Source organism: Bacillus jepli (assembly GCF_047238305.1).
Classification (GTDB): Bacteria; Bacillota; Bacilli; order Bacillales; family Bacillaceae_L; genus Ferdinandcohnia.
In genome coordinates this window covers 2,767,169-2,785,232 of the sequence record NZ_JBDFMO010000001.1, presented here as the reverse complement: position 1 = coordinate 2,785,232, position 18,064 = coordinate 2,767,169, and the positions used below count along the sequence as shown (strand labels likewise).

21 protein-coding genes and 1 riboswitch are annotated in these 18,064 nt (G+C 31.7%); of the genes, 2 read left to right on the top strand and 19 right to left on the bottom strand.

What is annotated here, in order from left to right:
• Nucleotides 1–296: 296 nt before the first annotated feature.
• Nucleotides 297–386, top strand: a riboswitch (cyclic di-GMP riboswitch).
• Nucleotides 387–420: 34 nt separating this feature from the next.
• Together ABC371_RS14225 and ABC371_RS14220 are read left to right on the top strand one after the other, a co-directional pair.
• Nucleotides 421–561, top strand: a complete 141-nt coding sequence (locus ABC371_RS14225) for an anti-repressor SinI family protein (protein ID WP_412897390.1) — start codon at nt 421–423, stop codon at nt 559–561.
• Between the two features lie 129 nt (nt 562–690).
• A complete protein-coding gene (locus ABC371_RS14220) occupies nt 691–1,023 on the top strand; it encodes a helix-turn-helix domain-containing protein (protein WP_412897389.1) in 333 nt (110 codons plus the stop codon).
• A gap of 53 nt (nt 1,024–1,076) precedes the next feature.
• Here the strand turns inward: ABC371_RS14220 and ABC371_RS14215 are convergent, their stop codons facing one another.
• The 19 genes from ABC371_RS14215 to ABC371_RS24730 all read right to left on the bottom strand — a co-directional run bounded on the left by ABC371_RS14215 (nt 1,077) and on the right by ABC371_RS24730 (nt 17,998).
• The gene (locus tag ABC371_RS14215) at nt 1,077–1,544 is read right to left on the bottom strand and encodes a VanZ family protein (protein ID WP_412897388.1); all 468 of its coding nucleotides are present in this window, start codon (nt 1,542–1,544) and stop codon (nt 1,077–1,079) included.
• Between the two features lie 64 nt (nt 1,545–1,608).
• The gene (locus ABC371_RS14210; RefSeq protein ID WP_412897387.1) at nt 1,609–2,790 is read right to left on the bottom strand and encodes a nucleotidyltransferase domain-containing protein; all 1,182 of its coding nucleotides are present in this window, start codon (nt 2,788–2,790) and stop codon (nt 1,609–1,611) included.
• Nucleotides 2,768–3,265 (bottom strand): lasso peptide biosynthesis B2 protein, encoded by a 498-nt coding sequence (locus ABC371_RS14205; RefSeq protein WP_412897386.1) that lies wholly within the window; start codon nt 3,263–3,265, stop codon nt 2,768–2,770. The genes ABC371_RS14210 and ABC371_RS14205 overlap by 23 nt, the downstream gene beginning before the upstream one ends.
• A gap of 8 nt (nt 3,266–3,273) precedes the next feature.
• Nucleotides 3,274–3,567, bottom strand: a complete 294-nt coding sequence (locus tag ABC371_RS14200) for a lasso peptide biosynthesis PqqD family chaperone (protein WP_412899360.1) — start codon at nt 3,565–3,567, stop codon at nt 3,274–3,276.
• A 38-nt stretch (nt 3,568–3,605) separates the two neighbouring features.
• Nucleotides 3,606–5,396 carry an ABC transporter ATP-binding protein gene (locus ABC371_RS14195; protein ID WP_412897385.1) on the bottom strand — a complete coding sequence of 597 codons (1,791 nt, stop codon included), beginning with the start codon at nt 5,394–5,396 and terminating at the stop codon, nt 3,606–3,608.
• 32 nt (nt 5,397–5,428) lie between these two features.
• Nucleotides 5,429–6,355, bottom strand: coding sequence for an HPr kinase/phosphorylase (locus ABC371_RS14190; protein ID WP_412897384.1), 927 nt, complete (start codon nt 6,353–6,355; stop codon nt 5,429–5,431).
• Nucleotides 6,356–7,496: 1,141 nt separating this feature from the next.
• Nucleotides 7,497–7,664 (bottom strand): paeninodin family lasso peptide, encoded by a 168-nt coding sequence (locus ABC371_RS14185; protein ID WP_412897383.1) that lies wholly within the window; start codon nt 7,662–7,664, stop codon nt 7,497–7,499.
• Nucleotides 7,618–9,606 (bottom strand): asparagine synthase-related protein, encoded by a 1,989-nt coding sequence (locus tag ABC371_RS14180; protein ID WP_412899359.1) that lies wholly within the window; start codon nt 9,604–9,606, stop codon nt 7,618–7,620. The genes ABC371_RS14185 and ABC371_RS14180 overlap by 47 nt, the downstream gene beginning before the upstream one ends.
• 527 nt (nt 9,607–10,133) lie before the next feature.
• The gene (locus tag ABC371_RS14175) at nt 10,134–11,114 is read right to left on the bottom strand and encodes a metallophosphoesterase (RefSeq protein WP_412897382.1); all 981 of its coding nucleotides are present in this window, start codon (nt 11,112–11,114) and stop codon (nt 10,134–10,136) included.
• Nucleotides 11,115–11,367: 253 nt separating this feature from the next.
• The gene (locus ABC371_RS14170) at nt 11,368–11,520 is read right to left on the bottom strand and encodes a hypothetical protein (RefSeq protein ID WP_412897381.1); all 153 of its coding nucleotides are present in this window, start codon (nt 11,518–11,520) and stop codon (nt 11,368–11,370) included.
• 49 nt (nt 11,521–11,569) lie between these two features.
• Nucleotides 11,570–12,199 (bottom strand): acetyltransferase, encoded by a 630-nt coding sequence (locus ABC371_RS14165; RefSeq protein ID WP_412897380.1) that lies wholly within the window; start codon nt 12,197–12,199, stop codon nt 11,570–11,572.
• A gap of 32 nt (nt 12,200–12,231) precedes the next feature.
• A complete protein-coding gene (locus tag ABC371_RS14160; protein WP_412897379.1) occupies nt 12,232–12,468 on the bottom strand; it encodes an acyl carrier protein in 237 nt (78 codons plus the stop codon).
• Nucleotides 12,469–12,474: 6 nt separating this feature from the next.
• Entirely contained in the window at nt 12,475–13,818 is a 1,344-nt protein-coding gene (locus ABC371_RS14155) for an ANL family adenylate-forming protein (protein WP_412897378.1), read from the bottom strand.
• Entirely contained in the window at nt 13,818–14,516 is a 699-nt protein-coding gene (locus ABC371_RS14150) for an SDR family NAD(P)-dependent oxidoreductase (protein ID WP_412897377.1), read from the bottom strand. Before ABC371_RS14150 ends, ABC371_RS14155 begins: the two co-directional genes overlap by 1 nt.
• Nucleotides 14,501–14,815: an acyl carrier protein gene (locus ABC371_RS14145; RefSeq protein ID WP_412897376.1), complete on the bottom strand. Its 315-nt coding sequence runs from the start codon at nt 14,813–14,815 to the stop codon at nt 14,501–14,503. Before ABC371_RS14145 ends, ABC371_RS14150 begins: the two co-directional genes overlap by 16 nt.
• 28 nt (nt 14,816–14,843) lie before the next feature.
• The gene (locus tag ABC371_RS14140) at nt 14,844–15,899 is read right to left on the bottom strand and encodes a ketoacyl-ACP synthase III (protein WP_412897375.1); all 1,056 of its coding nucleotides are present in this window, start codon (nt 15,897–15,899) and stop codon (nt 14,844–14,846) included.
• A gap of 122 nt (nt 15,900–16,021) precedes the next feature.
• Complete coding sequence (gene opgC, locus ABC371_RS14135; protein ID WP_412897374.1) at nt 16,022–17,128, bottom strand: OpgC domain-containing protein; 1,107 nt, start codon at nt 17,126–17,128, stop codon at nt 16,022–16,024.
• Between the two features lie 59 nt (nt 17,129–17,187).
• Nucleotides 17,188–17,796, bottom strand: a complete 609-nt coding sequence (locus ABC371_RS14130) for a sugar transferase (protein WP_412897373.1) — start codon at nt 17,794–17,796, stop codon at nt 17,188–17,190.
• Between the two features lie 52 nt (nt 17,797–17,848).
• The gene (locus ABC371_RS24730; RefSeq protein WP_488192743.1) at nt 17,849–17,998 is read right to left on the bottom strand and encodes a YwzD family small protein; all 150 of its coding nucleotides are present in this window, start codon (nt 17,996–17,998) and stop codon (nt 17,849–17,851) included.
• Nucleotides 17,999–18,064: the final 66 nt, after the last annotated feature.

The following is an 18,064-nucleotide window of genomic DNA, read 5'->3' as shown; positions in this document are numbered from 1 at the left end:
TTCATTGAAAAAATTACAAAAAATCGTGTTAGAATTTCGTTATACATTAACCACACCTTCTAACTAGTTAACAAATCATAGGCCTTTCTCCCTATCTTTCGAGTTAATTCTACAAATACAGGAAAAAATAACCATATTTCGATAGCTCACCCGTTTAGTTATTTGTATTTTGTAAATATTTTGACATCGACAGTTTTTTACAGAAACATCAATTCCCATGTTTTATACTTCTAAATGTAATACTAAGGTTCTATACATATATGGACTATCGTTTTAGGTCAGTCAGCTTAGCTTCGAACAGACAAAGGCAAACCTTTTGAAAAATTGGGACGCAAAGTCACAGGTCTAAGGTTGGAGATTTCAATTATGATGGCTGGACTGCCTGGAATACTAATGTATTTTGGGAGGGTATTAAAAAGTATGGTAAAAGTAGAAAACGAAACACTTGATCAGGAATGGGTAGACCTAATTTTAGAAGCACTAGATATGGGCATTAGTGTGAATGAAATCAAAGCGTTCTTTGCAGAAAAAGCTGACGGACTTAACACTATGATTGGATAAAGAACAGAGAAACCCACTCCTACTTCAAGAAAACACATTTTTTTGCAATATTTTTGATTAAATCGTTCGTCATACAAAACAATTTTCTTCATTTTATGTTATAATCATAAATGGAGGAAGGTGGATTTTATGATTGGTCAACGTATCAAAGAATACCGTTTGCAAAGAAAATTATCCTTATCCGAATTGGCTGAAAGAGCAGGGGTTGCAAAATCTTATTTAAGTTCAATCGAACGCAACCTTCAATCAAATCCTTCTATTCAATTTTTAGAGAAAATCTCTGCGGTCCTTGGGGTATCAGTGAATACTCTACTCCATAATGAGGATCACGAAGTTCAAATAGAAGATCTTGATTCTGATTGGGCACAACTTGTACAGGAAGCAATGAAATCTGGAGTATCAAAGGATGAATTTAAGGCATTCTTAGAATTTAACAAATGGAAAAATACCAATAACAAATAAAAAAGCAATTCAGGAAGGTGAAAAAAATTCATCTCTTGAAGGGCTTTTTTATTTTATATGGAGAAATTCTTTTTAAGTTCGGTAATTCCTCTTAAAAATTTCCCTATCCTTGATTGTTTGTGATTAAAATACTTTTTGTGGATGATATATGAAACAACAACGACGCCTATCGTATCTTTTATTAAATCGGTAACCGAAAAGGATCTGAACGGAACATAATATTGATGGATTTCATCTAACGCACCATATAAAACAGCGATTACAAAAAGAAGAATTTCTATCTTGAGTGAAAGCTTTCTAAAGGTCAGGAAAGCCATCACTAATAAGGCATACAAAATAGCAAACTGAAATAAGTGACCAATTTCTAGTGCTGCACCTAGCATTAAATAGATTGGTAAGCCAATCTGAACATGAATACCCTCTAATTTGCTAGGATTAAAATGACTTGATTGTAACCATATCCAAAGCATATATACAACTGGTAATATTCGTAAAATAAAGCGAATGATATATAAGTGCATAAAAAACCTACCTTTACCCTCAAACAATATACTTCGTTATAATCATGTCCTGATTCCTATTCATTTAAACTTGCCTACTCCCTCTTCTCCATAATAATAGAAACGGCCGTAATGGAAAGTACAAGAAATGCAGTTTCTTAGGTAATGGCAATGTTTCCTTGTCCATATAATAAGGATGCAATGTACTTAAAATAAACATAAACTTTTGTTGGATTGACATAAGTGAAAATAAATGGCGTGAATGATATTTTGAAATATCCTGGGGGACTGGTTCTGTATGTAAATTTATCATTCTCTCAATATAAAAGATTGCTTGCTGGGCCAACAATTGACTTCGGGTACTTTTGATGAACGGCTTCATCTCTTTCGTTATTTTTGTTTTCAATAAATTAGCCGAAAGAATCAAGGTTTGCCCTGCTAGATGTGTAGTTTTATATTTTTGTACTAAATTTCGAAGTGTTGACCAATGAAGATCTTTTTGAACAAGCATATGGATATCGAATAACCAGCGTAACCTTGACCAACCATGCCTAGCTCCATGCGTTATTAAAAAGAAAAACAAGTCCTCACTACCTAAAATATAAACTGGATACTTCGTAATCGTGCTTACTCTTTTTCTGTTCCATAATTCTTGAAAACTAGGCTCTTTTGTTGGAGCTGGGTTTAGCCTCCAATGGATTTCAAGCTTTATCCTCTTTTTCGGATGAAAATGAGTAAAATGATGATGTCGCCACTTCCAATCATTCAGAACGGATTGAATATATTCATCCTTTATGTACCCTTCTTCACTAAGAAGCTCTTCAGCTCTTTCTAAGTCTTCGATCGGAATAAGAACATCTATATCTCCAGAAGTACGTAGAGAAATATCACCATAAAGGTCTGTAGCAAGTACGGGACCTTTTAAAAACAAAGGAGAGATTCCATTTGATATAAACAATCTACTCACATACTCCATTTGTCCACAAAGATGCAGCATCTGAAACGTATTTTTTTGATAATAATGCGAAATCGAATTTACGACTTTCGTTGGGACCTTACTCTCTTCTAATACTTTAATCTTTGAATATAAAAGTGGATATAGACGGTGGTGAAGAATCAATTTAAGAAAGTGTTCCCAGTCCATTTGATCAAGGGATTTCTTATATTTTTCCGTAATATCAGTTACGGTTTCCATTTTAATAATATCTAATAGAAAGGTAAGTTCTTTAGGAACCTTTGTAACATCAAGTTGATAAATGTTGTTCATTTCGATCTCCCTTGACCCCATTATTACGAACTCTTTTTGCAAACATGCCAACAACCGCAAATTTTTCCATTCCTTCTGAACCCGACACATAAAAGCTTCCACTTCTTAACCAAGCGTGAGCAATCATACTCCCCTTCTCATCCCTTGCAGTACCAAGATAAAGGGTACTCTCTATTTGTCGTCTTTCAAGCATCTTCATCCCAGCAAACGCTTTAACTAGACATTGGCTCTCCCAAAATGTGTACCTACTCATGATTTGAATCGCATTTGCCACATTTTTCAATTCCTTCATATTAGAAACATTTTTCTTATAAGATGTTTCCTTCAAAGCCACCCCTAAAGTAGGTGCAACTTTTGCAAAAGGTAATGCTTTTAACATACGACCCAAGGCTAAATAAAAATAAGCTTCTATTAAAATCACTTTCGTAGCAAAATCAAGAGTAAAAAACTTCTTAATTTTTTTATTAATTTTCATGTCACCTCTTATTTCAATTCAATTAGTTTTTCATTATATAAGTGTTCAAGAAAAGATTGTACTTGCTCTTCACATTCAGTTTGGGTCACATCGTAATCATTGACTAAAGAAGAAATCACTTCATTTACAGATTTAGGGCTCTCAATTAGATCCCAGATTTCTCCTCCAATTTCTCCTAAGTTATAATACTTACCATTTTGAACACTCAACATTACCTTTTCTTCGCCCATGTTACTTACAATGTTGCCTTCGGATTGTGAAACGGTGTTATTTAATGAAATTGTTTGATTCTTAATCATAATGTACCTCCTCGTTTTTTTCTTAATAAAGAACAAAACATTTATAAACTTGCCTTCATCTGCTTATTTAGTAAATTACTAAACATCCCTTGTTTATCCCTTGCAAGTTGCTTAAATTCCCCTTTTTGTATTACTCTTCCTTCATCCAACACGATTACTTGATCTGCATTCCTTATTGTTGATAATCGATGTGCAATAACAATTACTGTCATTTTTCCTTTTAATCTTTCAATCGCTTCTTGAATTTTTGTTTCATTCTCGGAATCTAATGCACTTGTTGCCTCATCTAGGACAAGAATTGATGGTTTACGTAAAATAGCTCTTGTAAGTACTATTCTTTGACGCTCTCCACCGGATAACCTAATTCCCCGATCACCGATTAATGTATCGATCCCTTGAGGTAATTTTTGCACAAATTCAGCAGCTGAGGAAAATTCTAAAGCCTTCCAAATATCTTCTTCACTTGCATTTTGGTTTACAATTAATAAATTGTCCCTAATACTACCATTAAATAAGAATGGCTCTTGTGGTACATAACTGATTGATCGTCTTAATGACAAAATATTAGAACTGGACAAAAGTTCCCCATCAATAAGCACTTGACCTTTCTCATGTTGATTTAATCCCATTAATAAATCAATCAGTGTACTCTTTCCTGCACCCGATTTACCGACAATGGCAGTCATTTTGTTAGCTGGAATAAAAATATTTATATTTTTTAGAGCATGGTCTTCATCGATTTTACTGTAACGAAAGTATACTTCTTTACATTCTATTCCACTTGTAATATCGAGAGCACTTTGTTCAATATTAGCTGCTACTTCTTTGGATTGCATACATTCCTGTTGTAACCTAATAACGGCTTTTAGAGCTGGGACGATGGTTGCCATTTGTTCTAATCCAGCCTGTATTGATGTGATTCTTGGCCAAAGCCTCGAGAAAATAACTATGATAAGCATTAAGTGAGCAACCTCAGCGTGAAAGAATGTAACAGATAAAAAAATAAAAATAGCAATCAGTATTGTCGAGGCGGTTTTATAATAAAATTGAGATAAGGATTTAAGCTTTGTATATTTAATTCGCTCATCGTGTAATTGTTTCGTTATTGAGCTATACCAATTAATACGGGATTCCTCAAGATTATTACTTTTAATTTCCTTTATACCATTAAAACTGTCTGTAATTCCAGCTAAATAATTTTGACCAAATTCCCAATTTAGCTGGCCTAACGCTCTGGATTTTCTAATAAATCTATATGAAAAAATGGTTAAGATAAAACCACTAAGCAAAACAAAAACAGTAATTTTTGGAGACAAAATAAAAGCAATAATAACTTGAATAATAGTAAAAATAATTGCTGTTATAAATTGTAAAAACGCATTAGTTCCTGCACTTGCTTGAGCAATCTCAGCAGTTAAAGAATTAATAATGTCTGATTTTCTTCTTTTTAAAAAAAATGCCCAATTTGAATACATTAAAGCACTATACGTTTCGATGCGGAGCTTTCTAAAATAACCATCTTGAATTTTTGCGTTTTGAATGGTTAAAAATCTTTGTATAAGGTTTTGAAATAATCCTATGATGACAAAAACCATTAGAATTATAGTAAAGCTAAAGCCACCTTCAATATTATTTAAATATTCAAACACAAAGGAAACAGGCATCTCATCCGAATCGATGTTTAAAATGCCACTCATACTAATTATTGGAATTAACATTATTATTCCAATTCCATCAAGAAAGCTAATAAGAACCATTGCAAGGAGGTTATAATAGAGTTTTTTACCTGCATACAATCTTAATTTTTTATAAAAATATAGGATGTGATTCAATTTTCAGCCTCCATTACTAAGTTCCTCATAGATTACTCCTTATTTTTTAAAGTTGAGAGAATATGTGAAGTTAGTTCATTAACCGAAAAGAAACTATCTGATCTCTCCAAACGAAGTATAGTAATTTTTGGAGAAATTTTCGCTAAGAGATTAAAATGCCATTCAAGCATACCAAGAGGTTCAATAAGAAAATTTCGATATGTATGCATATATAGTGTCTGTAACCTTTTAAGGTTCAATAATGAATTCATTTTTATCGAAACACCTTCCGTTTTGACAAGTTCAAATACTCCTGCTAGAGGCATTTTTTCTGAACAAAACCTTGCATGAACTGGGATGGCAAACTTTGACTCCCTATCAATAATCGGATGAAAACCTTGAGAACTCATTCCAAATTGATCTAAACTTTCTTGCCATAGTTTTTGTTGTGGATAAGCTGGAGCTACAACTGGAATTCCTTCATTATTTATGGAAACCGGGATTACATCATCACTTATTAATTTATAGCCCCTCTCAAGAAATGCTGCTGCAAGAGTTGACTTGCCTGCACCTGAATGACCAATAATTGCATATGCTTTCCCGTCAATTTCAATGGCACTACCGTGTAAAGGGAGAATTTGTCTCTGCAATAAAAGAACACCCATACATGTTCCGAGTAGATAAAGGCGAACCTGGTTTTCTCTTACCCCATTTAGCGGTGACACAATAATCTTATTTCCATTTTCAATTTGATATATCGCTACATTAGGAACTGTAAAAATGACTTGACTTTCTTTAAAATAAAAGTAGGGAGCCACTTCACTTAATTTTGAGCACTTCATCCTTAATTCTTTTACCTCTATATGTAGATCTTTTCTGTAATAATCCATGTTGATTAGTGGCATCTCGGGTAATTGAATTTGACTTGTTATATATAATCCAAAACCCTTATAGGTATAAACTTTATTAGCTGTCAACATAAGTCCACCATCTTATTAATTATTAAAATGTCCTATTATTTTTACTATCTAAATGCCAAAATACTAAATGCCAAAATACTGACTAAATATTTTAATTAACTTCCTAAATTGTCCCCAATTGATTCATTATATTCATTATAAAGAACATCAAAGCTATAAGTTTTTTATATATTGTAGAAATGCAGTAATAAAAATGAGATTCGTTTCTTTATTAAGAACACACATGAAAAATTTATCATCTTTCCATTATGAAGTCAACGACCTTTTAAAATTAATTGAAGGAATTATTTTGATTTAAGAATTAAACATTTATTTCTGGAGTATTAAAAAAATGGAAATTTAAATATGGTCTTGCGTTACTACTACCAAGACCCGCACCACACATTGTTGTAAATTTCGGTATTCACAAAGTCCTTTTTTCCTTTCCGTGGGGGAAACAATCCATTATTTTCACTCCACGATTCTGGTACGAAAACTGCGCCAAAAATGGGCAAACGAATTTGTCCTCCATGGTAATGGCCAGCAAGAATTAAATCAATATCCACTATGCATTCATTTTCTTTGAAATGAAAACAACTATCAATGTGTTGGTGCAACTAAGATATGATTATCTTCTTTTTTTGTTAACTGTTTGCAAATTTTTATAAAGCCTTTTATAATATTCTAAATGTCCTATGTGTATGTGTATAAGTGCTTATTCGATTTTATCTTTTCATTAATTGAGTTTATGTACGCATCATTCAAAATGAATAGTTTAAAATTAATAAAATATCTTTGATTCGCCATTTCAAATTATCATAATTAACTTCGATCTCTGGGGTAGTTGTGTTATATTTATCTAATCCTAAATTGAAAAGAATTCACAAAATAATACCACTAAAAATGCATCATTTGATATTATCTTAGTTTTAAGAGCAGAACAATTTGTTTAGATAAGTGAAGCACAAAATACTTATAATTTTAATAATATTTTCTTCAAAGAATGATTACTTTTTCATAATATGAATAACCCTCATACAAATTGATCTGTATAAGGGTTAATGGAATTACTGATAATAATTAGTTAATGCTATTTTTATAATATTCTACGTGATAGAAAGTGATATTTTAAGTAAAAATCAACACTTTCTTATTAGTTAGATTAACTTCTATTGTCGCCGCCACCAAAAATAGGCCCAATAGTATCGTCTGGGACCCACCCTTTATCATCCTTGTCGAATAATAAATCATGGCCACCTTCCCAACTCCCCCACATAGTCTCTCTAATATCCAACAATTCTAGTGTAGGCTCTTTCCATTTCTTTTTCATAAGTCTCACCTCCTTCAAGTCTTAATGATTTAAGGAATCGATAGACGATTATACTACGTAGTAGAGTTCGAATTTCAGGACTAGGTATAGTATCCCCAGTTGGATATTCCATTGCTTTAGAAAGTGACTTTCTTAAAGTATCCATATTCAAATATGCAGGTATATCTTTATCTATAAGCATTTGTTTTGCTTCTAAAATTAAATTTGTCCAATACGGTGCCATACGATGAACCCAATCTGCTCCTTGAACACCCTGAATTTTTTGATTTAATCTCACATTATCCGGTAAAAATCCTTCTGTTGCTCTTCTGATAAGAGCTCGATCCAAACCGTTATTAAAAAATTGATCTAGAGGAAGGGACATACAATAATTTATTACACGAATATCATTTGTAGGATCACGCATCATTACCCCATATTGTAAAGATAATTTCGAAAAAGAGGTCCCATTTGCGTTCCAAACATATTCATTACCAATGAAGTATTTCCTTTCTCTAGAAATATCGAATTCAGGAAACCTTCCACCTTCTCTTAGTCCATAATCTTGAAGTTTTTTAAATACACCCGTCTTTTCAGCAAAGTCAGAATGTATAAGCATCGGAAAACGATAGTCGTCTCTAGTGTTAGAAAAAGGAAATACCCTTTTTCTTATAACGGAAAGCAGCTTTAACCTTCCTACCCCCATGTTTCTACTATAAGACTTTAGTTCATGGGAAAATCGAACCCACTTTATATTCTTTAATAAATAACTAAAATACTCTAATCCTGGTCCCCAGGAAATCGTAATGTTACCTCGTGCTCCGCTTAATAAAATCCCAATTTCATCTTTACTTGCTTGCTCAATAATCCCCTTTACCCAATATGAATTCTCGAAAAACTTGTAGGGAGTTTCGATAATTTCTAACCAGTCATCGATATCAGTGTATGAATTATTGCCATTAAGACTTAAATAGTTGTCTTCTATATTCCCAACATAATCAACAGTTGCACGGATCAATGGACGTTCGTCTGTGAGATGATGCCTTGGTGTATAGTCGTTAAAACTTTCCACAGGGATTGAGCTGTAGGTATGTAATGTTTTATTTTGTTTTTGTAAAATTCTAGAAGCAAAACTAACAACCGATCCCGAATCGAGTCCACCACTTAATTGTGATCCAACTGATTTAAATGTTCTTAACTTTGAATCTACTGACTTCTGAAAAATTTCACGAAAAGCCTCTGTGTAATCAACATCTTTATTAAATCTAATTTTTTTATCAAAAAAAAGTACATTATATTTAGAGAGTGTTACTTTTCCATTTGATACAGTAATCGAATGTGAAGGCGGAACTTGTTGGATATCCTTAATGACCGTTTTTGACACTTCAACTGAATCTATCATATTGGCAATTGCCAAATACTCTGCTAGCCACTCTTCATTTAATTGCTTTTTAATAAAAGGCAACTTTAACAGAGGTCCCATAACTGTACAAAATGCAAATCGTTGATCATTTTCGTGATAATAAAGACTTCTTGCACCCGAAAAATCTCTCGCTCCAAATAGTTTATGTTTTTTTTCATCCCAAATCATAAATGCAAAATCACCAATCAAATGTTTAGGAACTTCATCACCCCATTTCGAGTAGGCAAGAAGAATCAATTGACTATCTGGCATTATGTTTCTGTCTTCACGATGAACTCCTAATCTATCAAACAATTCTTCACGATTATCAATCATAGCATCAGACGTAATTGCCAATTGTCTATCATAATCATAAAAAGGTAATTGCTCACCAATCGATTCGGGTGTAATCCACTGGGCGTGACAACCCAAAAATACATTTTCTTGGTCCCATATCCTAACATCATCAGCTGGAAACTTCCTTAATGTTTGCATCATTCGTATACCAAGATTCTTGGGAATAGCTTCTTTTACGTAATATATCCCAGCAATCGCACTCATCATATCTTCTCCAATACAAAAGTACTAATTTCCATGTTTGTTATTAAGAATATAATCTTTGTAACTAAGTGAAAATTATTAGTATAGTTTTCAGCATTTAAATATAAATAGCTTAAACATCTAATATGCTTTCACGTAGATTCTCACATCATTTTCAATGTTATACTAAAATTATCCTACTGCTCTATAAACTCACAAATAATATATTATAAGAGGTTCTAACTATTTGTTTTTTTGTTCTTAATAACACATTTTTATAAAAAATACCATTTTATTTAATATGAACCTATTATATAAAATTATTAAAAACATTACTTTGTTTGATATGATTCTAACTGACTTTTTTCGCTTTCATATCCATAAAAATTATTTATTGCCATGCCAAGAGTCATTACACATATCCTCAGGTATCGCAAGCTTATTGCAATCTAAAATGATGTGTTATAAATTTTTTCTGTGAGTAATAGAAATAATTGCACCTTGCCCTTTAAGATAAAGGGATGTTAGTCCAAAAGGAAGTGTAAAGACTATCTGCTCTTACTTTTCAAAATTAATAAATTTATTTCTGGGGTATTAAAAAGCCGGAATTCGAATAATTTATTTGCCTTACTACTTCCTAGTCCGGTACTAACATATTGTTTTATATTTCTATATTCCCATAAACCTTTTACCCTATTCTTTGGAGGAAAAAGGCCACCCATATCATACCATGCTTCCGGGACAAATAATGCCCCAAAGAACGGCAAACGAATCTGCCCCCCATGGTAATGACCGGCTATAATTAAATCATAACTTCTCAATGACGTTAGAGAGTTTGAAAGAATACTATCCAAATGTTGGTCTACGACAGGAAAATGTGTTAATGCAATAACAACATCTTTACTATCAAGGTTTTCAATTGCAGGCGATTCATTAAACAATTTGATTTTATACTTTATTACTTCACTACTTTTAGGGTCGCCTTGATTAAGTTTCATTTTTAAAGATTCGATATATCTTTCATTTTGTATTGAAAAATCAAAGTCAACGAAATGCACCTTTGAATTACCTTTTTCGACGACAAAAGAGGATTCTAATAGTATTACCCCTTTTTGTTCCATTTCTGTTACAAACTTTGTTTTTTTATAATTCAAATTACCATCAAAATCATACGGAGATGGATCCGTGTTTCCAGGTACAAACATTGAAAAATCTTTGTTTTCTATCCCTTCTATTAAAGTAAAATAGGGATAATAATTTTTACTATTATTTTCTTTCAACATATCTCCAGTGAACACCAAAGCATCATACGATAATGAATTAATTTTATTTACCAGTTTAGCTTGATTCTTTCCGAATTCTTTTTCATGCAGATCAGAAATTTGTAGAATTGTAAATCCATCTAATTCCTTAGGTAAATTTTCTATTAGTATTTCTTTTTTTACAGTTTTTATTTGGTTATTGTCCCATATCGTATAAACAATAATAACTATAAGTAAAGAAATAGCAATGAAAAAATATCTTAACATTCTCCTCATTTTTCTCACCAAGCCATTCCTTTGATAACCGTGATTTTATCAGAGGTGGTTATTCTTTAACATTTTGAACACAATTATATTTGTGTTGCATGGGGTTGCGATTAAGATAGCTTTCTTAAGAAGAATAATTGTTTCTAAATAATAAAGGTATTACATTAACGACATTTGGGAATATGGCGATTCCCAAATGTCGTTTGTCGACACTCTGATAAATATACATTCATTAGTCGTTAAAACATCTTTTTCATTTAATATTAATCCATTTTGTGGTTTTTTTTTGAAATGGTAATCCACTATTTTCTTTCAAAGCTTTATTATACCTTTCAATTCCATTTATTAAGTTTACTGCTGCTATTGAAAGTCCAAAAGCTATTCCTGTTGCAACTATTTTTTTCAAATTTCTCCACCCCTTTCTCCCTGTGAAGAATTTTTAAAATATAATAGAATTAAATTCGTTTTGCCGGAATTCCAAATACTGAAGTTTCCTCTTTTACGTGAGTAACAACTATACTCCCTGCCCCAATTTTTGCAAAGTCTTGAACTTTGACATTTGGAGTTATTACTGAATGGCTCCCAAGAAATACTCCTCTTCCAAGAGTGGTATTACCGGTAACATCAGAATGAGCATTAACTGTAACCCCATCAGCTATCTTGGCGTCATGTCCAACAGTAGTATTTATATTAATAAATACAAAATTTTCAATTTCAATATCACATGTTAAAATACTTCTAGGACAAATCACACAACCACGCCCAATTTTTACGTTTAGCCCTATGATTGAGGTCGGATGTATAAGGGTTATAAAAGTAGCTCCACGGCTCTCTAACATCTTTGCTATTTTCATCTTATTTTTAGGATCTGCAATAGCCATTACCAATACGTCGTTTTCTTCTGGATAATAATCTATGATCTTACTAATAATTGACTCATCATAGTTATAATTCTGAAGATCACTTAATTTATCACTTATAAACCCCCTAAACTCCCAGTTTTCGTTTTGTAAGAAATCGGGTAACCAACTATAAATCATTCTTGCTAAGCCACCTGCACCGACAATAACAATCCTTTTATTCATAACTCTCTTCCTTTTTCTAATCTTTATGAAGCCTAGACTTCTACTTTACCAATCTTGCCATTAATTAAACCTAATAACTCCCCTAAATTATTACATTTTCGAAGAGAATCATTTGTTAATGAAATTTTAAAGTGTTCATCAATAATTACAATTACTGATATCAGCGTCAATGAGTCCCAATTTTCATTTTCATCAAATTTGTAGGAATCCACTAATTCTGATACTTCAATTTCTAATAACTCTGATAATTCATTTAAAAATTCTTTCATACTATTTTACCCCCTTCTCATCTTTTTAAATCTATCATTATGGATCCAATCATCTACTAATACCAACTTTTGTGGTATTTTATAAATTGGTAGTTTATCAGCACAAAATTTGTACATACGTTTTCTGAATTCACTAATATTTTCTTCAGTTGAAATTTTTACGACTGCTTTTACAATGTGGCCTGTAATTGGACTTGGCTCACTACTTACTGCAACTTCTTGAACTCCTTCCATCAATTGGACAATATTTTCAATTTCAACTGGAAAAACTTTTTCTCCGCCTACATTAATTATTTCAGATGACCTTCCAAGAATTTTAATGTACTCACCATCAACCTCTACCTCATCTTGAGTCATAAACCATCCATCTTTGGTAAATGGTGATGATGCATTTAAATAACCTAACATGGCAGATTTTGCTTTTATTTCTAGCATTCCATTTCTAACACGTGTTTGGAAATCTTCACCACCTACTTTAACCCATAAGGAATCGGAAGATTTTGATTTTGAACGTAATATTCCAACTTCAGAAAGGCCATATGTTTGTAATAAACGTATCTGTGGGAATAAACTATGAAACTTCTTTAATGTTGATTCAGGCATAACTTCAGTGCCATAAGTAACTAATTCTAAACTACTTAAATCGCTGTCTTTATAAGCCTCACTTAGCATTAATAGATTAATGAAAGTTGGTGAAGTTGGTAATGACTGAACTCCATACTTTTCAATGGCTGAACAAACTAATTTAGGAGAACGTTCTGAAACAGTTATTAAACATCCACCATTAGAAAATGTATATAGCATTGTATTAATTCCACCAATATGATCAAATAGTAAAAATGCCATCGTACGTTTTGCATGTCTTTTAGTTTTGAATTTTTCTAATAAAGGAACTAAATCATGAACTGCAGCCTTACTTTTTCCTGTTGAACCAGAAGAAAAAAGGATTAAACCTGGATGTCCGACTCCTTTTAAATAATTTAATATTTTATGTTTTGCTTTTTTATCTTCCTTTATAAATGACACACAATCATCAGAATCTAAAGAAATAATATATTCTGCTTCTGCGATTTCACAGAATTCATTTTTCTTTTCCTTTACTGCTTTACTTAGTAATGCAATTATGCACTTTGATTCTACTAATGCTAAAAATAGAGCAATTGATGATGGGGAAAAATCTGCATCTAGAGCTACAACACTGCCCTCGCAGAAATTTTCTTTTACTAATCGCCGCTTCCATTTTTCTACCAATTCAATTAATTTTCCATAAGCAATTGTCTTATCTTTCCAAACCAGTGCATCCTTATCAACATTCAACTTAAATTGATCTATTATAAAATCGATATACATTATACTCCTCCAAGAAATAATGTTTGCCCAGTAATAAAAGAACTCTCTTTTTTAAGAAAAAATTCAATTGCATTAGCCACATCTTCAAAAGTACCATACCTAGAAATAGCTTGCTTTTTCAATAATTCTTCTAGCTTTTCTTTTGGTACAGAACGAATTAAATCGGTCTCAATTGGCGTTGGCCCAATCGTATTTACTGTAATTCCACTAGAAGAAAGTTCTCTAGAAATAACCTCGGTAAATGAAATAACAGCAGCTTTAGAAGCAGCATAAATAGCTTCCCCTTCAAGTTTAAGCGGTGCTGCAACAGTTGAAAAGTTAACTATCCTTCCGTACCTGTTCTTTTGCATTAGTTTCGCCGCTTCTCGACTAAACAAAAATGTTCCAACTACATTTGTATTTAAGATTTGATGTACTGTTGAAACCGGAGTTAATAGAAAATGATTCATAGATGCGATTCCAGCATTATTAATTAAATTATCTAATTTTCCAAATTTCTTTTTAATCGAAAAAAAAAGCTTTTTTACAGCAAGCTCATCAGCAACATCAAGTAGAAAATGTTCATAACCCTCAATGCTCCATTCTGGTTTACTCCTACTACATCCAATTACGTTATGTCCTTGTCTTACAAAATGCTCAACTAAATATTTACCTATTCCTTTACGAGTACCCGTAATTAATGTTACTGGCTTATCCACAATTGACTCTCCTTGTCTAAAATAGTAAGAATATACTCAATTAATGTGCCAGAGGTAAGGAAAGGACTAGATTTTTGGGACATTGCTTTTTCATCTGCTAAAATTATAGAAATGTCAAGCTCATCTTCTATTGATTGCTCAATCATGACAATCAATGAAACTAATCCAAGTGAATCCAACACCCCATCTTTTCCAAATAGCGGAATACTTTCACCTAATTCAATTGGAATATCCTTTTCAAAGGTCTCATTAAAATCTTTTAAATTCGCTAATACAATATTAGAAATCTTACCTCGCATTTTATTACCTCGCTTTAATAGGGAATTATTAACATTCTATTGGCCCTAATATGACTGTTGAAGATAGATCGAGGGTACACGCTGCCCAAGATAAACCAACACCAAATCCACAACAAACTATTTTATCGAGCTGTTTTCCTTCACGCAGTTCCTGGCTTTTTAAACTAAGCATAAGTGGTATTGAAGCAGGTCCTGTATTACCTACAGTTTCTACTGCAATAGGAACTGTACTTTTATCTAATTTCATTTTCCTACGTAGATATTCAAGCATAAATTTATTGGCTTGATGAAGTGCAAATATCCCTACATCATTTTTATTCCAATTCACATATTCTAATAGTTCATCAACCATTATTGGTATTTCCCGTAGTGCAAAGCTCATTATTTCCATCCCATTCATATGAACAGTTTCTTCAGTCCGTATATTTCCATCATTAGTCTCATATGGAATTGATGTTTTATCACTAATTGGATTGCGACTTCCACCTGCAGGAATAATTAAATGCTTAGCACCAGAACCATCAGTTTTTAGGTTGAAATATGAAGTGTTCTCTCCTCTTTCAACAAGAGTTGCACTACCTCCATCACCAAATACCATCCTCACAGAACGATCTTCTGGATATACTAATTTAGTTGTTACATCACCAACACAGACTAAGACTCTTTTACAACCACCAGAACTTACAAGCATTGATGCTTGATATAACCCATAAACATATCCAGAACATCCATAATTAATGTCAAAGGCTACAGCAGTAGTGGGTAAACCCAGTTTATGCTGTAAAATGGTGCTGGTAGCAGGTATTTTATAATCAGGAGTTTGTGAAACAAATACTAGACCATCAATGGTTAATGGATCTATTTCTAAAATTGAAAATAACCGTTCAGCTGCAGTAGCACAAAAGTCTGATGCGCATTGATTTTCACCTGCAACTCGTATCTGTTCAATACCAGTACTAGCTATTATTCTATTAACTTCAGCCGTTCCGTATAAAGAACTTAATGATGACTTTAAATCTAATATGTTTCGTGGTATTGCAGTGGCAATACCCTTTATTGAAAGTTTTTCAAATTTTACTTTCATAAAACCACCTCCTCTTTATAATAAAAAAATTTTGGAACTTAAGTTTACTAAAAGAAATCGTCCTTTATAATGTATAATAACTCTAACGTTGTTCTTTGTAAAGAACATTTTGTTTTTATTCACTATTTAGATGCAGTTCTATTTAACTTGAACTTTCCTGGAACTTTTATAATAAGTTTTTGAAATTTATTTATTCCCAAACTAATATGTTCACTCTTTTTAATATATTCGTATAGATATATTACATAAATTAAAATAAATGAAGTAATTATAGCGATTACAAAACTACTAAATTCTGAAAGCTGTATACTAAAGATTGTAATCGGTAATTTAATTACACCGATTCTTATTATTTCAGACAATATAAACGCAAAAAGTGAGTTTCTTCCAACAACCCTGATGAATTTATCAATATAGCTACCTTTTGCCTTTTGGTAAATAAAACATAAAATAAATACATAAATAGGAGCCAAATAGAACGTATTCAGTAATTTCCCATACGTGTATGGAAATTTAACAATTGATTCACTGAACCAGGTTAAATGTATTATTAGAGCTAAGGGAGCTAAAACAAAATAAATTCTCGTCATGCTTGGTAAAAGTTTTTTAAATTCATTTGTTTTATATAAGTCACCCAGTTTAATTCCTATAACAAAAAACAACTGCCATTGGACCAACATCATGAGAGTTTGAGAAATAAAGAAGCTGCTCTCTTTGCTTGATTGACTATAATACAAAATACTACTCAAAAAGAAAATAAATATCGAAGATATAATAGTAGTTTTTTGTACCTTCCTGTAAAACCAAAGAATTATTGGTAACATTAAAAAAATTAATCCATAAAACCTCAATATGTTTATTGCTGTAGGATCTTCCATCATCAAAATTACTTTTAATATTATTTCGGAAACTGGTTGGTTCGATTGATCTAGAAAAATTGATTTTCCAATAGTAAAGGGTATCGCAACAATGTAGAATACAAGTAATATTTTTAACCCTCTTTTTAACAAATAATAATCATTATTTCTATATAAATAAATCATTCCTACCATAAAACCAGCCAATCCAACAAAAAGTTCAGCAAACGGACTAAGATACTGCATGTAGTCATAGTTTCCGGGTATAGTAAGGTAAAAATGTCGTAAAAAAACAAATAACATAAATATACTTCTAAGAAAATCAAATATATTTTCTCTTTTACTATTTCGGTTATTTATCATAAAGTCCATATTTTTTCCTACCCATCTTTTTCGATTAATTACAAAATGAAATATCTAGTAAAATTTTGTTAGATAACTCCACTTTCTTTCTTATTTCCCTTAAATTCTGTCATAGTTACATGACCTTCTTGACTTATGCCTTCGGATCTAATTATTTTTATTATTGTTATCAATAAGATCTTCAAGTCTAAGATAAATGACCGATTATTAACGTACCACACATCTAATTCAAATCTTTTTTCCCAACTAATTTCATTCCTTCCATTGATTTGAGCCCAACCAGTAATCCCAGGTTTAACATCATGTCGCCTTTTCTGAAAAGAGTTATAGAGCGATAAATATTCCATTTTTAATGGCCTAGGTCCCACCAAACTTAAATCGCCTTTAAGTACATTTAAAAGTTGTGGCATTTCATCCAAACTATGTTTACGCATAAATTTACCTAAAGTAGTTAATCTTTTGTCATCTAACAACAAGTTTCCATTTTGATCTTTTTCATTTGTCATAGTTCTAAATTTATAGATTGTAAAAGGCTTTCCATTTAAACCCGGACGATTCTGTTTATAAAGTATAGGGGATCCAAGTTTGATTTTAATTAATAAGGCTGTTATTATAATTATTGGCATAAAAAGTATTAACATACTTAATGCAAAAATAAAGTCAAATAATCTTTTCAATAAGTTCCACTTCTTTCATTAATTATAAAAACAATAGTTATTTACCCATTTTTTATTTTTTATTTGTAGATAATAAAAGAAGATGTTTCCTTATTTCTTCTATTAAATCTTTAACATCCAAGTTAGATTCCTGACCTTTTATATATAAATTTAATAAAAGTTTCTTGAATTGCTCTTGGTTTATATTATATGAGATATTCATAGATTTTCTTTCTCCTTTTTCTTTTCCCATGATTTTCAATATTAATGACCTAAAACCAATATTGCA

Coding starts and splice junctions, on each gene's coding strand:
- ABC371_RS14225 (WP_412897390.1), top strand. CDS start 421: ATGGTAAAAGTAGAAAACGAAACACTTGATCAGGAATGGGTAGACCTA.
- ABC371_RS14220 (WP_412897389.1), top strand. CDS start 691: ATGATTGGTCAACGTATCAAAGAATACCGTTTGCAAAGAAAATTATCC.
- ABC371_RS14215 (WP_412897388.1), bottom strand. CDS start 1,544: ATGCACTTATATATCATTCGCTTTATTTTACGAATATTACCAGTTGTA.
- ABC371_RS14210 (WP_412897387.1), bottom strand. CDS start 2,790: ATGAACAACATTTATCAACTTGATGTTACAAAGGTTCCTAAAGAACTT.
- ABC371_RS14205 (WP_412897386.1), bottom strand. CDS start 3,265: ATGAAAATTAATAAAAAAATTAAGAAGTTTTTTACTCTTGATTTTGCT.
- ABC371_RS14190 (WP_412897384.1), bottom strand. CDS start 6,355: ATGTTGACAGCTAATAAAGTTTATACCTATAAGGGTTTTGGATTATAT.
- ABC371_RS14185 (WP_412897383.1), bottom strand. CDS start 7,664: ATGAAAAAGAAATGGAAAGAGCCTACACTAGAATTGTTGGATATTAGA.
- ABC371_RS14180 (WP_412899359.1), bottom strand. CDS start 9,606: ATGAGTGCGATTGCTGGGATATATTACGTAAAAGAAGCTATTCCCAAG.
- ABC371_RS14175 (WP_412897382.1), bottom strand. CDS start 11,114: ATGTTAAGATATTTTTTCATTGCTATTTCTTTACTTATAGTTATTATT.
- ABC371_RS14165 (WP_412897380.1), bottom strand. CDS start 12,199: ATGAATAAAAGGATTGTTATTGTCGGTGCAGGTGGCTTAGCAAGAATG.
- ABC371_RS14160 (WP_412897379.1), bottom strand. CDS start 12,468: ATGAAAGAATTTTTAAATGAATTATCAGAGTTATTAGAAATTGAAGTA.
- ABC371_RS14155 (WP_412897378.1), bottom strand. CDS start 13,818: ATGTATATCGATTTTATAATAGATCAATTTAAGTTGAATGTTGATAAG.
- ABC371_RS14145 (WP_412897376.1), bottom strand. CDS start 14,815: ATGCGAGGTAAGATTTCTAATATTGTATTAGCGAATTTAAAAGATTTT.
- ABC371_RS14140 (WP_412897375.1), bottom strand. CDS start 15,899: ATGAAAGTAAAATTTGAAAAACTTTCAATAAAGGGTATTGCCACTGCA.
- opgC (WP_412897374.1), bottom strand. CDS start 17,128: ATGGACTTTATGATAAATAACCGAAATAGTAAAAGAGAAAATATATTT.
- ABC371_RS24730 (WP_488192743.1), bottom strand. CDS start 17,998: ATGAATATCTCATATAATATAAACCAAGAGCAATTCAAGAAACTTTTA.